Source organism: Pseudomonas sp. NPDC098747 (assembly GCF_044760045.1).
Lineage (GTDB): Bacteria > Pseudomonadota > Gammaproteobacteria > Pseudomonadales > Pseudomonadaceae > Aquipseudomonas.
This window is the reverse complement of record NZ_JBIWAL010000085.1, coordinates 616-14,829: the sequence shown is the minus strand read 5'-3', so window position 1 is coordinate 14,829 and position 14,214 is coordinate 616. Positions and strand designations below refer to the sequence as shown.

At 59.2% G+C, this 14,214-nt stretch carries 15 protein-coding genes and 1 pseudogene; all 16 read right to left on the bottom strand.

Features of this window, described 5'->3' with window-relative positions:
- On the bottom strand, positions 1-1,231 hold a 1,231-nt coding region (gene tssK / locus ACIQVE_RS27725), incomplete at its 3' end, for a type VI secretion system baseplate subunit TssK (protein WP_402814756.1).
- A 2-nt stretch (positions 1,232-1,233) separates the two neighbouring features.
- Entirely contained in the window at positions 1,234-1,734 is a 501-nt protein-coding gene (gene tssJ, locus ACIQVE_RS27720; RefSeq protein ID WP_402814753.1) for a type VI secretion system lipoprotein TssJ, read from the bottom strand.
- 5 nt (positions 1,735-1,739) lie between these two features.
- Positions 1,740-2,936: a type VI secretion system-associated FHA domain protein TagH gene (gene tagH / locus ACIQVE_RS27715; RefSeq protein ID WP_402814750.1), complete on the bottom strand. Its 1,197-nt coding sequence runs from the start codon at positions 2,934-2,936 to the stop codon at positions 1,740-1,742.
- A gap of 18 nt (positions 2,937-2,954) precedes the next feature.
- On the bottom strand, positions 2,955-3,095 hold the full coding sequence (locus ACIQVE_RS27710) for a hypothetical protein (protein ID WP_007920296.1): 141 nt from the start codon (positions 3,093-3,095) through the stop codon (positions 2,955-2,957).
- 93 nt (positions 3,096-3,188) lie between these two features.
- A complete protein-coding gene (locus ACIQVE_RS27705) occupies positions 3,189-4,709 on the bottom strand; it encodes a sigma-54 interaction domain-containing protein (RefSeq protein ID WP_402814746.1) in 1,521 nt (506 codons plus the stop codon).
- Positions 4,710-4,719: 10 nt separating this feature from the next.
- Complete coding sequence (tssH, locus tag ACIQVE_RS27700; RefSeq protein ID WP_402814744.1) at positions 4,720-7,377, bottom strand: type VI secretion system ATPase TssH; 2,658 nt, start codon at positions 7,375-7,377, stop codon at positions 4,720-4,722.
- Between the two features lie 11 nt (positions 7,378-7,388).
- The gene (gene tssG, locus ACIQVE_RS27695; RefSeq protein WP_402814742.1) at positions 7,389-8,396 is read right to left on the bottom strand and encodes a type VI secretion system baseplate subunit TssG; all 1,008 of its coding nucleotides are present in this window, start codon (positions 8,394-8,396) and stop codon (positions 7,389-7,391) included.
- Positions 8,360-10,147, bottom strand: a complete 1,788-nt coding sequence (tssF, locus tag ACIQVE_RS27690) for a type VI secretion system baseplate subunit TssF (RefSeq protein WP_402814740.1) — start codon at positions 10,145-10,147, stop codon at positions 8,360-8,362. The genes tssG and tssF overlap by 37 nt, the downstream gene beginning before the upstream one ends.
- Positions 10,148-10,174: 27 nt before the next feature.
- On the bottom strand, positions 10,175-10,606 hold the full coding sequence (locus tag ACIQVE_RS27685) for a hypothetical protein (protein ID WP_402814737.1): 432 nt from the start codon (positions 10,604-10,606) through the stop codon (positions 10,175-10,177).
- Positions 10,603-10,731 carry a hypothetical protein gene (locus ACIQVE_RS27680; protein ID WP_402814734.1) on the bottom strand — a complete coding sequence of 43 codons (129 nt, stop codon included), beginning with the start codon at positions 10,729-10,731 and terminating at the stop codon, positions 10,603-10,605. Before ACIQVE_RS27680 ends, ACIQVE_RS27685 begins: the two co-directional genes overlap by 4 nt.
- Positions 10,728-11,042, bottom strand: a complete 315-nt coding sequence (locus ACIQVE_RS27675) for a hypothetical protein (protein WP_402814731.1) — start codon at positions 11,040-11,042, stop codon at positions 10,728-10,730. Before ACIQVE_RS27675 ends, ACIQVE_RS27680 begins: the two co-directional genes overlap by 4 nt.
- A 20-nt stretch (positions 11,043-11,062) precedes the next feature.
- On the bottom strand, positions 11,063-11,623 hold the full coding sequence (locus tag ACIQVE_RS27670; RefSeq protein ID WP_402814729.1) for a hypothetical protein: 561 nt from the start codon (positions 11,621-11,623) through the stop codon (positions 11,063-11,065).
- 297 nt (positions 11,624-11,920) lie between these two features.
- A complete protein-coding gene (locus tag ACIQVE_RS27665; RefSeq protein ID WP_402814727.1) occupies positions 11,921-12,895 on the bottom strand; it encodes a DUF6402 family protein in 975 nt (324 codons plus the stop codon).
- Between the two features lie 7 nt (positions 12,896-12,902).
- The gene (locus ACIQVE_RS27660) at positions 12,903-13,427 is read right to left on the bottom strand and encodes a PAAR domain-containing protein (RefSeq protein ID WP_402814725.1); all 525 of its coding nucleotides are present in this window, start codon (positions 13,425-13,427) and stop codon (positions 12,903-12,905) included.
- An 11-nt stretch (positions 13,428-13,438) separates the two neighbouring features.
- On the bottom strand, positions 13,439-13,846 hold the full coding sequence (gene tssE, locus ACIQVE_RS27655) for a type VI secretion system baseplate subunit TssE (RefSeq protein ID WP_042561803.1): 408 nt from the start codon (positions 13,844-13,846) through the stop codon (positions 13,439-13,441).
- A 9-nt stretch (positions 13,847-13,855) separates the two neighbouring features.
- Positions 13,856-14,214, bottom strand: a pseudogene (locus ACIQVE_RS27650) (type VI secretion system contractile sheath large subunit); the annotation flags it as partial.

Below are 14,214 nucleotides of genomic sequence, written 5' to 3'. Positions count from 1 at the left end.
AACTGAGTTCGATGATGAAATAGGTTTTGTTGGAGTGGAACGCGATCTGCCGAGGGGCCACAGGCAAAGGTTTTACCTTGATCCCCGGCAAGTGCAGGTTGACCAGTTGGCGGATGCGCTCCACCGGGCCGACCTTGAGGTGCGCCGGCAAGCGGTGGCGCAGTTCTTCGGAGTCGCAATTGGCACTGGCCGCCAGCACGAACGAAGCCGAGCCGAGCAGTTTGTGGTCGTGCAACGGCGACACGATGATCCCGTATTGACGCGCTTGCAGGATCAGTTCGATGGCGTGCTGTTCGAGCACCATCGACAGCACCTGACGGATCGCTTCCATCAGTTTGCGGAAGCTCGCGCCCTGGTCGGCGTGGGAGTAGCGGCTGTCCAGACGCGGGCGTTTGCTCTCGCCGGAGAAGGTCGCCAGATCGCCGAGCATGGTCAGCAACGTGCGATACAACTCTTCCGGGTGCACCTGCTCCAGGCCCAGATAGTGGCGCAGCAGCAGTTCGGTGCGGTTGATCAGTTGCAGCATCATGAAGTCGCCAACTTCCGCGCCGCCGACCTTGCCGTTGGAGCGAATCCGCTCGGCAATGGTGTCGCCCCGGTGGTTAAGCATGCTGATGACTTCTTTCAGGCACGACAGCAGATAGCTGGAAGCGTGAGCCTGAATGTAGGTCGGCACGAAGTCCGGATCGAGGCTGATCACGCCGTCGGGCGTGGTGTCGAGCACGTCGCAGATCTTCAGCTTCACGTAGGCCTGATCGCTCTGCTGCTCGCCGAGCATCAGTTTGAAGTCCGGACGACCGCAGCTGACCTGACTGGCGGAATCGTCGCCAGCGTTGGAGTCGGCCACTTCGGCGTCATAGGCGGTGTAACGCGCCAGTACGTCGGATTGCTCCGGACGTCGCGACTCGATGTGGTTACCCGTGACCAGCGGCAGTGCCAGATAGATCGGCGTATTGCCGGTGTTCGGTGGCACATCCAGCGCCAGCGGTTCGGTGTTACCACCGAGTTCGAACAGGCTGCCGTCCGGCAAAATCCCCGAGGCTTCACTGATCACCAGTTTGCCCATGTTGAGGAACTGCAAGTCGATTTCCAGATTGAGGAAACCCCAGGTGTAGCCACCGAGCAATTGGGTGCGGGTTTTCATCTGGTGATCGTAATAGCGATCGTTGTGCTGGAAGTGCTGCGGACGCAGCAGCATGCCTTCCTGCCAAATGACTTTATGGGTATTCATGATCAGTCATCCGCCTTGGCGAGCACTTGATGGGTGTTGCGGATACCGGCCTGGTCGAGGGTCAGATCAGCCTCGGTGACTTCCAGCGGGGTGATCTGCACCGTGTAGCGCCATTGGCTTTCCGGCAGGTCGCGGTAGGCGGCGAGGATGCCGACGTAGCGGCTGCCCTCCTCCACGCTGAGCTTCATTTCCACGGTTTCACCCGGGCGCAGTTCGAGTTCTTCGCTGGCCACCAGATCCGGGTTGAGGGATTCCTTGGCACGCTCGTAAAGGCTGAAGAAATCAGCGTTTTCGAATGTCACCGGGTGTTTGAGTTCGAACAGGCGCACCACAATCGGCGACGGGCGACCGTTGAGGTCCGGGTTGAGCTGATCACTGCCCGTCAGTTTCAGGTTGATCTTGGTCACTTTCGAGTACGGCGACAGCGACGAGCAACCGGCGAGCAGCACCAGCACGGTGAGCGCAGTCAGCGTCTTGAAAAAAGCGGTCGAACGGCGAGACATGCGCATCATCCTTGGTGGTCGGTGTGGAGGGTGGAGATCAGGCGGATCTGTTCTTCGTAAGCCTGGGCGAAGTCGCGGGCCAGCAGACGCTCGCTCCAGTCATCGTCCTGACGCAGTGCCTGGTGATAACGACCAAACGCTCTCCAGCGCCCGCCGGAGGTTGCGATCAGCGGCTTGCTGTCGCGCTCGAAACGCAGGGTCAACTGCTCTGGCGAGAAGTGCTCCAGCGTGCCGCGCACGGCGGCGCGGCTGGCGGTCAGCAAGGCCACTTGATGCGCCTGCAAATCACGGAACGCGCGGGAGATGGCTTGCTCGGCCGGCAGATGCCCGGGCTTGCTCGGCTGCAACAGAATCTGCAGGGCTTCGCTCGGATCGACGGCGAATTTCAGCGGATTCTTGTTGGTGCCTTGCACGGTGGTCTGGGCCAGACGCAGTTCGTTTTTCAGCTCGGAGCGGGTACGCAGGCTCTGCTGCAAACCGCCGATGCTCTGACGTAGCAGACGCGCGGCGTTCAGTGCCAGGGCTTCGCGTTCGTCATGGCCCAGGCCTTTGACGTCAACGCCGAGTGCGGCGCCGAAGTGCTCCCAGAAACCTTCGCTCTGACGCTCGACGGCTTTCGGTGCCGGAGCGGGTTCAGGTTCTGCGGGCGCGGCGATCAGCTCCGGCACCATCAGACTTTCCATGTCGATGCGCGCGTAGTCGGCACGCTGACGGGAGTCCTCGGGCTTGGTGTTCGGCGCCAGCAGTTCGTCGATTTCCGAGTACACGCGCTCTTGCTGTTCAAGGGCATTGAGCGGGTCGAGATCGAGGAACGCGTCGTCGGGGATGATGCTGCCGGCAGCACGCGGCCGGCCGACTTCGCCGTCAAATGTCGCCGGGTCACGCACCAGGCGCGCGCGAATTTCGAAGTCACCGAGCACGTAAGTGCTGCCGTGCTCAATGCGCATCGGTTCGCCCTTGTGCAGGCGTGCGCCGCTGGTGCCGTCCTGAACACCGTTGCTGCTGGTGTCGGTCAGGAAAAACGTGCCTTCGCGGTAGCTGACAATCGCGTGGTGATTGGACAGATGACGCTTGCGGTCAGGGATGATCCAGTCGCAGTCCTCGCCCCGTCCGATCACGCCGCCGGCCTGTTTGAAGGTCTTCTGGCACAACTCGGTGGGCACGAACTGCTTGGTGTTCAGCATTTCGAAAACCAGTTCCATGTTTGATGCTCCTTGCGGTCACTTGCCGCGATTGACCGCTTGCGGATCACCCAACGGGCGATAGTCGTTGTCGTTGAATTTGTAATTGCCGCTACAGCCGCCAAGGCCACATAGAACGACGAGGGTCAGCAGGACAGCTTGCCAGTGACGAACAGACATCAGAGGGTCTCCAGGGGTAGACAAAGCACAAAGCGCCGACCCTTGCGGGCGGCGCTGAAATAGATTTTTTGAGGAGAAAACGATGATCTTCGCCTACCCATCGAAGTCTCCCAGATTGATGTTCAACCGCCCGAGGCGGTACAGCAGGGTGCGGCGTGGCAGGCCCAATTCGCGCGCAGCGAGGGTCTGGTTGCCGTCGTTCTTGCGCAGGCAATCGAGCAGAAATGTGCGTTCGACCTGTTCCAGGCGCTCGCGCAGATTCAAGCCACTGTTGTCTTCGGGCATCGGCTCCATGCGCAGGGAGAAATGCTCGGCCAGTAACTCACCGCCCTCGCACAACAACACCGCGCGCTCGACCAAAGCCTTGAGTTCGCGAACGTTGCCGGGGAAGGTGTAACCGGACAAATGTTCCAGCGCCGGGTCCGACCAGCTCACCGGATCACGCTGCAAGAATGTGCAGGTCTTTTCGGCGAAGTGCCGGGCCAGATCGAGGATGTCGCCTTCGCGCTGACGCAGGGCCGGCAGTTCGATAGGGAATTGCGCGAGGCGGTAATACAAGTCCTCGCGGAATTTGCCTTCGCTGACCAGCACCGACAAATCACGGTGCGTCGCGGCGATGATGCGCACGTCGATCTTGTGCGTGTCGTTGGTACCCAGCGGGCGGATCTCGCCCTCCTGCAACACGCGCAAAATTTTCGCCTGAAGCGAAAGTGGCATGTCACCGATTTCATCGAGCAACAGCGTGCCACCGTTGGCCGCATCGAACAGCCCGGCGCGGTCGCGGTCGGCGCCGGTGAAGGCGCCTTTGCGATAGCCGAACAGCTCGCTTTCCAGCAGGTTCTCGGGGAACGCCGCGCAGTTCTGCACGATGAACGCCTGGGAACGACGCGGCCCGCAATCGTGAATCGCCCGCGCGACCACTTCCTTGCCGGTACCGGTCTCGCCGCGCAACAGCACGGTATACGGGCTGTGCAGGACTTTGCTGATCAGCGAATAGGTCTGGCGAATCGCCGCGCTTTTGCCGATAAGCCCGTAACCGCTGATGCTCGGCACGCTGCGTACCGCTGGCGCCTGAACATCCAGGGGTTGGCGCAAGCGTTGCAGCAAGTGCAGTTGCCCGAGCACGAACGAGCCGAGCTGACCGAGCGAATCGGCAAAGCCTTGCAGCCCCATGCGGCGACGGCTGGCACACAGCAGCAAACCTTCGACAGCCTTGTGCTGATTGACCAGCGGCACGCACAACAGTGACTGCCACGGCGCAGACGCGGCGGGCAGGAAACTGGTTTCATGCAGGCTGCCGCTGAGGTCCTCGAGGCACACCACACGGTTCTGGCACAGGGCGAATTGCAGCAGTTGCTCACCGTTGTAATCCGCCGGCAGGCTCGCCGCCTGGCGCGGTTGCAGCGCGCCGTCGAGGCATTCGGCGTTCATCCCAAGGCACGTGTGGGTGGCATCGAGCAGATACAGCTGCGCCAGTTCGCAACCGCTCAGCTCAGCCAGCCCGCGCACAAAGTCACCCAGCAGCGCAGCACCGTCCGCCGCCCGCGACAGGCTGGCGAACTGCGCCAGCAACGCTTCGGCGTAAGCCAGCGGCTGCGGCACTTGAGTGAACATCACGCCCACCTCAGGCGAACTCGCACGTCACGCTGGCGTTGCCGTCGAGCGTGGCATGCACGCGCTTGAGGCTTTCACCAGTGGCCATGGCATCGAGCAAGCGATCGGCTACCAGCGGCAGCACATGCTGATCGAGCAGATGGTCGATCAGACGCGCGCCGCTGTCGCTTTGCGTGCAGCGTTCGGATAGGTGATCGACGAGGTTCTGGCACCAGCTGAAATCCAGCTGACGACGGTTCAGGCGCTCGCCGAGACGACCGAGTTTGATCTCGATCAGCTCGCGCAATACCGGGCCACCGACCGGGTAGTAAGGCACCACTTTCATCCGCGCCAGCAGTGCGGGTTTGAAATGTTTGCTGAGTACCGGGCGAATGGTCTCTTCGAGCACTTCGGCGCTTGGCCGCGCGCCACCTTCGCAGAGGTCGCTGATGCGGTCGCTGCCCAGGTTCGAGGTCATCAGGATCAACGTATTGCGGAAGTCGATCTCGCGACCTTCGCCGTCGTTGGCCACGCCTTTGTCGAAGATTTGGTAGAACAGGTTGAGGACGTCCGGATCAGCCTTTTCGACTTCATCGAGCAGCACCACCGAGTACGGCTTCTGGCGCACGGCTTCGGTGAGCATGCCGCCCTCGCCGTAACCGACATAGCCCGGTGGCGCACCGATCAGACGGGAAACGGTGTGTTTCTCCTGGAACTCGGACATGTTGATGGTGGTAATGAAACGGTCGCCGCCGTACAGCAGGTCAGCGAGGGCCAGCGCGGTTTCGGTTTTACCGACGCCGCTCGGGCCGACCAGCAGGAACACGCCGACCGGTGCGTCAGGCTTGTTCAGCCCCGCCGCAGTGGCGCGCATCGAGCGATCCAGTGCGTGCACGGCTTGTTCCTGACCACGGATGCGCGTGCGCAGGTCGGTGGCGAAACTGGCGACCTTGGCGTTGTGCTCACGGGCCAATTGCGCCAGTGGCACGCCGGTCCAGGCGCTGATCACTTCGGCGACCAGACGCGGGCAGACTTCGAAGCTGACCAGACGTTCTTTGACTTGGGCGGCGGTCAGTGCGCTGTGAGTTTCATGGAGTTGGGCTTCCAGCGCCTCGACGCTTTGGCCTTCTTCGACTTCAGCAGCAACGGTTTCGATGACGGTGCCTTCGGCGTCTTCTTCGACGCTGACGGTCGGCTCGACGGCAGCGGCTTCGCGCGCCTTGGCCAGTTGCTGACGCAGGTCGAGCAAGCGCTCGGCCAGTGCCTTCTGCTCAGTCCACAGGGTTTCCAGCGCGACCATTTCGTCTTCGGCTTCTTCCAGCCGCGCTTCCAGAGCATCCAGCGCTTCATGGTCGATCAGCAGACCAGCTTCGGCATCGCGGCGCAGGGCCTGGCGCTGACGACCACCTTCGGCCAGTTCGCCACGCAGACGCTCAAGGCTTTCCGGCGCAGCAGCGAGGCTGATGCGCACGCGGGCACACGCGGTGTCGAGGACGTCGACGGCTTTGTCCGGCAGTTGCCGACCGGCCAGATAGCGTGCGGACAATTCAGCCGCCGAAACGACGGCGTCGTCGCGCAGGTAGATGCCGTGGCTCTTCTCGTACACCTGAGCCAGGCCACGGAGGATGGTCACCGCTTCGCTGACGGTCGGTTCGTGCAGTTGAACTGGCTGGAAACGACGGGCCAGCGCCGGGTCTTTCTCGAAGTATTTCTTGTACTCGGCCCAAGTCGTCGCAGCGATGGTGCGCAGTTCGCCACGGGCCAGTGCCGGTTTCAGCAGGTTGGCCGCATCGGAACCGCCAGCGTTGCCGCCCGCACCAATCAGGGTATGGGCTTCGTCGATGAACAGAATGATCGGCTTCGGCGAGGCTTTGACTTCGTCGATCACGCCTTTGAGGCGACGCTCGAATTCGCCTTTGACGCTGGCGCCGGCCTGCAGCAGGCCCATGTCCAGCGACAGCAGTTCAACGCCCTTGAGCACTTGCGGCACTTCACCGGCGGCGATGCGCGAAGCGAGGCCTTCGACGATGGCGGTTTTACCGACACCGGCCTCACCGACTACGATCGGGTTGTTTTTGCGGCGACGGGCGAGGATGTCAACCATCTGGCGGATCGCGCCATCACGGCACAGCACCGGGTCGAGTTTGCCGTCGCGGGCCTGTTGAGTCAGGTTGTGAGTGAAGCGCTGCAACAGCGATTCGCCCTGCGCGGCCGGTTTACCGTTGGTCGCCGGTTGCTCCTGTTGCGACAGGGCAAATTCCTTCAGGCGATCAATGTTCAGCTTGGCGAGCAGCGGCTGATAACGGCTGCCGGCGTAACGCATCGGGTTGCGCAGCAGCGCGAGGATCAACGCGGCGTCTTCAACCTGTGTCTGGCCCAGCTCAAGGTTGGCCACCAGCAGTGCGTCTTGCAGCCATTGCACCAGTTCCGGGGCGAATACCGGATTGCGCGAAGCGCTGTGCTCGACCCGCGATTGCAGGGCTGCGCTGAGTTCACCGGCATCGACATCGGCGTCCTGCAACGCGCGTGCGAGCAAGCCGTTCGGACGCTCAAGCAGGCCGAGCATCATGTCTTCGACGAGAATCTTGCTACCGCCACGGGCTACACAGCGCTCAGCCGAACGCTCCAGATCACGACGGGTTTCGGCGTCCAGCGCCTGAATGAGTTGTTGCAGGTCTACGTTGATCATGGCTCACGTCCTTAATGAATTTTGCTGCCCAGGGTCACCACGCCGTCCGCTTTCTCGCGGCCCAGCCAACTGGTCCAACCGAGGCGACAGGCGTTCTGCTCACCAATGCGCAGTTCGCGGATTTCTTCCTGGCGCAGGACCAGGCGAATGTCGTAATCGAGCGGGTCACGCAGGGTGAACCGCACCAGCGCGCAGAGCGGCTGGTAACCAAAACCGATTGGCAGGAATTCGTGGAATCGCTGCCAGTCGAGTTGGGTGATATGAATGCGGAATTTGCCGCTGCGGTCGCGCACGCGCTCACCGAGCACCAGGTCTTCGCCAAGCACGCTGTTGTCGCGGCCCAAACGATTGCGCTGCTCGTCGAGAATTTCCACGCGACGCTCGATGCACTGCTCGATGACCAGGTCTTCGTGCTTGAAGTAGTAACGCAGCACGGCCTCGATCAACGCCGCCGAGTGCGCCCGCAGGCTGAGCAGACCGAGGTACGGCAGCAGGCGTTTCCAGTTGAGTTCCTTGGCCTTGCGAATCTCTTCGCCACCCAAGCCAATCAACGCGAACAGCTGCGACGAAAACGGGTCGAGCGCACCGCTCTGGAAACTCGCGCGGTAGCGGTACTTGCGCCAGATCGGCAGCATCAGCCGTTGCAGGCGATGGTGGAACAGGTCGAGGAAATTGCGCGTCGGGTTGCCGTCTTCGCTGTCGCCCAAGGCTTGCTCGCCGTAGAACGCGGGCAGCGGTGAACCGGAACCGACCAGGCCGATCAGGTTGAAACGCACGCGCGCGCGCATCTGCCCGTGCTCTTCGAAAAACTCCACGCGATCGACGTCGCTGCGCGGAAATCCGAGGCTCGGGTTGGCCTGAAATTCGACCTGATCGTACAAATCGTCTTCGCTCAGGTGCGGGTGTGCCTCGCGCAGCCGGTCGATCACCAGTAGCACGGCCTGAAACAGCGAGTACTCGCGTATTACCCGGGTCAGCCCGCTTAAAGCAGGGGCTGAAGGCCCATACGTGGTGTCCATTGGTACACCTCTCCCTGTGTGCTTTTTACGCGCAGCTCATGGAATGAATTGAGACTGGCGTAAAGCGCGAAAAACTCGTTAAGAACCGAAGCGAAAACGAACAGGTCGCCTTCGCCGATATACCCTTCCGGATCGATGGTCAGTTCGGTGCGCAAACCGCGCACCGGCAGGCCACGGTGCAGCCGGTCGACGTGGTGGTGCTTGATGTGTTTGAGGCCGCCGAGCAGGCGCTTGCTGACCTTCTCCGCGTGCTGGTCGTAGTAGCGCGGCAGGTCGTAGGTTTCCAGAATCACCTTCAACGCATTGACGTCGGCCAGCGACAGATAGTTAAGCGACATGTTGCTGATCAGCTTCCACAGGAAGTCACGGTTCAGCGGCGGCGCAAAGCTTGAAGTGGCCGGGGTGATGTTGCGGAAACTCAAGAACTCCGGCGTCTCTTCGCAAGCCATGCAGATGTCGCCGAGCTTGAGCTTGCGCGGCAGGTTCTGGTTGGTGCACATCAGCTCGATCGACAGCGTTTCATGCGCCTCGGTGTGGCGAATGCCGAAGCTCAGGTAAGTGTCGAGGCCATCGTGCAGCAGGGACGAACGCTGGCGGATGCTGTAATGCGGACGGCTGTTGGGCACGTCGAAACTCGGGTCGTGCTCAAAGGATTCGAACGGCACGTATTCCTGATAACCGAGGCCACCGGGCTTCCATCCCGTCACGGTTTCCACCGAGAACACGCCGCAGTTTTCCAGGTCGTATTCCGCCGGGAGCAGCAGGTATTCGTCCTGCTTGCCGTCGAGGCGAATCGGCAGCGCGTCGTGCGCGAACAGGTTGGCAATTGGCGTGCAGAACAGCTTCACGTTATCCAGGGTCGGCCGCATACGCATGATGCCGCTCTTGCGAATGTCGAAACGCAATTCCAGGCCGCGCATCTGCTTGAGCGTGTCTTCCGGCAACGCGTTGAGAATGTCCAGACCGTTGACGTCGACGAACAGGAATTTATCCTGGAAGGCGAAGTATTCCTGCAGGTAGCGATAGCCGCGGAAGGTGTTCAGCGGATACGGGATCAACGCTTCTTCTTCGGCAAAGCCCACCGGTTTGACCCGGTCACCGGGAATCTTGAACGCCATCGGTTTGCCGCTGACGCCATCAATCGGTTTGCCAGCGCCGTCGAGCGGGATCAGTTCGATGCCTTCGAGGTTGCGCAGCAGGCTCAGATAAAGCATCTGGCTGATGTAGCGCTCACCGGCAAAGTGCAGGCGCAGTTTGCTCAACTCCAGTTCGCCGAGGTGGCCGTCAGCGCTCATTTCCAGACGCAGGCTGAGCAGCGAACCGTCACCCTTCACCGAGTAATTCAACGCAGCCAGATCCAGGGGCAGCACTTCAGTCGGGTAGCAGGTGCGGAAGCGGCAACGCACGTCTTCCATCGGTTTGCTCTCGACCGGCGTATCGCGCGCGACCACCAATGCCGGGCCGGAACGCTTGAGCGGATCGAACTGCAAAATGCTGAACGCCGGCAGCGGGCGCATGTAGTTCGGCCACAGCAACTGCATCAGCGAATGGCTGAGCTCCGGCAACTCGTCATCGAGCTTCTGGCGCAGGCGCCCGGTCAGAAACGCAAAGCCTTCCAGCAACCGCTCCACATCCGGATCCCGCCCGGCCTGGCCCAAATAAGGTGCCAACGCCGGACTACGCTCGGCGAAACGGCGACCGAGTTGGCGCAGTGCGGTGAGTTCGCTTTGGTAGTAGTGGTTAAAGGACACGGGTTACCTGCCTGGTAGTGGAACTCATCAAAAAAATATCCTGTAGAGCGCGACCGTTACGCCGGAGCAGAAGTAACCGGCGATCAGCAGGTGCGGCACGAGCATGATCCAGCCGTAGGCCATGTAGGAGTCATCGAGAGGCCCGATGACCAGACTGCACAAGCCATAGAGCATCCAGGGCACCGCGTAGAACAGGATGAACTTCACCGGAGCCCACCAGACCATCCGCAGGGCCTGTTGCTCGTTGCGGCTCTTCGCGGCCCGCGACGCCCACAACGCAAACAACAGCAGCCCGGGCATACCGAACCACAACAGATAGACCCAATGGGTCTCGGATGAAAATTCGCCCTCCCACAGGCCCAAAGAGAAAAACCCCAGCATCAACAGCAGTGGCGACCACAAGGCGGTCAAGAAGAAATTCAGTCGCGCGCGGCTAAGCATGGTCAGCGATGTATTCATGCGGGAGGCACCGATGAGTAGTAACCACCGACGATTTCGATGGTGACCAACGAAACCAGAACCATGAACGTCAGCGCACGATGCAACCATGACTGACGCAGATCGGCACGTAGGCACGTCATCATGGCGTGCACCATGTGCGCACATCGCGCTTGTCGAAGCTCGCACACTGATTGTTTTTGGCGATCACCCGGTAAGCGCTTTCGGGGATGTAAGCAAAATGGTAGTAGCTGACCCGATCCTCACCGTAGATCCAATAAGACGAGGAGCCTTGATTGATTTCGTAAGGCTCGAACACCCAGATCGACGACTCCGCCGGGATGAAGTTGGCGCGGTCCATGAGCATCATCAAGGCGTTGGAAAACACCGGCGCGGCAAGGTAGAGCACACAGGCGATCGCACCCATCGCCATGAGGAAGCGCTGTAGCCAAATCATTCCGAGGCGACCTGAGCTGATCACGCGTCCACCTCCCGCGCAGGACTCGCAAGCAACGCCTGCCGCATCAGCGCGCGTTTTTCCCAACGCAGCTCAATGACCTGCGTGACCAAAATCGCCAACAACGTGACGCCACCTTGAGCCACGGTATAAAACAGCGCACGCAATGGGTTGTCGGGCACCATCATGAACAAAATCCAGGCAACCATCAGCGCGACCAGACCGAGTTTGGCCCACAGGTTCGGGATAATCGCGGCCAGCGCGTTCACCCCGAAAAAAATATAAATGAACATGTAATGTGCGATGCCGATGCCCACGCCACGGGTGGTAAACCCGCCATTGAAGGCTTTATAGGCAACGACCACCGCGTCGTTCAGGAAAGTGTATGCAACGCATCCAGCGGCGTGGAAAGCCAGGCACATGGCAATGCGAACGTAAGTGTTCATGCTGGTTTCATATCCCCGAGCCATGTGCCCCTGCATAAATGAGATCTCACTATCGACACTCTGGAATAATCCAGCCGTCATAACCTGATACGGTTGGGTAAATTGCGCGGCCACCCACCCATCGTGATTGCTCATCCGTCGTGAATTCATTTTTCCAAAGTAGCCATTCCGACGACCTCAAAAGTTCTCCATCCTTACTGTAAACCCTGAAAAAGGCTTCGCTTGTGAAGATCTTCGCAATTGCACCCGGGGTACCCAACTTCGAATACTGGGGGATGTATGAACTTATGTAACAAGTCTCTGACTCATTCCATGTCGTGGAGTAAAGGGTCGCCATAGCGGCAGCTTCAGTTTTCAGATAGAGCCAAGCAGCTATCACCCCCCCAAACAATGCAAGCAGCACCCATAGCGATAATGATTTCTTACTCACAATCACTTTGACCCCGAGCGAAATTTGTACTCTTCAAAATCAAGAGGCCCCAGATGCACAGTAAAAGACGCCTCATACAACTTAACTGTTGTATAACTGATGATGTCTCCGCCTTTTTTATGCTTCCTGCGAAACTCATTGAAGTGATCGTTCGTAATCCGGCAATAATCGACACCATCACTTTTGATCACTGCAGGCTTTCCTACGAAGTAGTCGTAAGCGTTTGGACGCAAAACCCCCTCATCAGCCCAGTAACCTAACAACTGATCACCATCATCATTCAGAAAGTCGTAGGTGTCTCTTCCGTAAAAACCTATCTCCATGATTTCGATCGCTTGAAAACCATTGTCATCGACAATCGTTCTGAACCTGGTGGCGGCCACCTTCACCAAAAAATTCCCAAACGCGCCGTAGACATCATCTAATGCATCAAGCGCTTTTTCCTGAGTCGTGGAACCGACACGAATCAAATTGAATTGGGACAATTCATCTAGTTCTATTGCTGTCTTATCACCGAAATCGCAAAACCCATCCTTTAGCTTTCCAGCATTCACATCCAGCAACCCAAGGCGTCTAAGCCGAGTCATCATGACGACCAAACCATTCGATAGTTGGTCAAGCATGCCCTTAGACTTGCCGATGCTGCTATTAAATTCAGTTGACGCCGTCAACTCAGTCAGAAACTGATCCACTTTTGGTTTTACGCGATCTGATGCTGTGAACAACCAGTCAAACGGGATATCCGTAATAAGATTTTTTTTACCGAGCGTACTGGCAGGAGACTTACCTTGCTTGTGTTCCTGAGACAGTTCAAATGACTCGCCGTTAAACCATTGGCGCATAACACGCGCCGCAACTTTCCACCCCATTCTGTCCATGACATCAGGAATAGATGATATCGGGAAAGTTCTGGCCGAAACCTTCTTCCCTTCTTTGTCTTTGGCTTGAGTCAATAGTTCTACTGAAGGACTTGTCATAAATATCTCAGGAAATTGACACGGAGATTTGATCATCGAACAACAGCTCGACACTTTCGGCAATGGCCGAGCCGATCACTGCGGTTTTCCCCGATGCGTCAGTAACGCCGGTTATTTCTTTTCCTGATTGAGTTCTAAGCGTATAGGCGCGCCCCACTACAGACGCGCCCGTCTTAGTGTCTTGCACAACGTAATGCTGGGTGAACGGCCACTGAATCTCCACCGGCAACGGCGGCACAAACGGCGCCGGCGAATACGAATTCCCGATAATCACCGTCCCGGAACCGGCAGTGACTTTGTTGCCATGCGTACCCACCGAATCAACAGTCACGGCAGGTTTGCCGTTGATCAACACAGTGGTCGCCAAACCTCCCGACATCGCACCACCACACGCCGAGGCATCGCCTTGGCGGGCGGCCGCGAGGCCGTCGAAGAACACGTCGCCGGAACCGGCGGCGATCGGGTTGGTGCCGTGGCCGGGGAGCGGGCAAGCGGTGGGGTCGGATACGCGTGCTGCAGGTTTGCCAGACATCGGGGTTCTCCTTAGGTGACCTTCACTTGACCGCTGCCATCCAGGCGCGCGGAAAAACTGACCTGCCGCTTGAAACCTTCAACTTCCAGCAGCCCTTCGATACTGAAGGACAGGCGAAGCTGATCGTGGTCACGCGGCAGGGAAATGACACGCACGTTGCTCAGGCGCGGCTCGTAGGCTTCGATGAAGGTTTCGATGGCCAGACGGGCCTGACTCAGGGAGTCGTGCAGGCTCAGACGCATGTCATTGAGATCGGGCAACCCGTAGTCGGACAGCGTTTGCACGCTGCCGGCCCGGGTGCTGAGCATTTTGGCCAGATGGGCAGCGACTGACGCCATGGCAGAAACCTCGAGGCTCCTACCCTTGCGTTTTTCCGCGTCGCCATTAAGACGTTCGAAAAGGCTGCCGTATCCGTCCATGAGTCGCTCTTACTCTTTGTCCAGCTTGCCAACCAACGACAGGGTGAAATCGGCACCCATGTACTTGAAGTGCGGACGCACGTTCAAGCTCACGCGGTACCAGCCTGGCTCGCCTTCAACGTCGCTGACGATGATTTGCGCAGCGCGCAGCGGACGACGGCCACGTACTTCGGCGCTTGGGTTTTCCTGGTCAGCCACGTACTGACGGATCCACTTGTTGAGTTCCAGCTCGAGGTCGGTACGTTCTTTCCACGAACCGAGTTGCTCGCGCTGCAGCACTTTCAAGTAGTGAGCCAGGCGGTTGTCGATCATCATGTACGGCTGTTGGTTGCCGAGCTTGTATTTATGATCTGGTTTGTTGTATTATT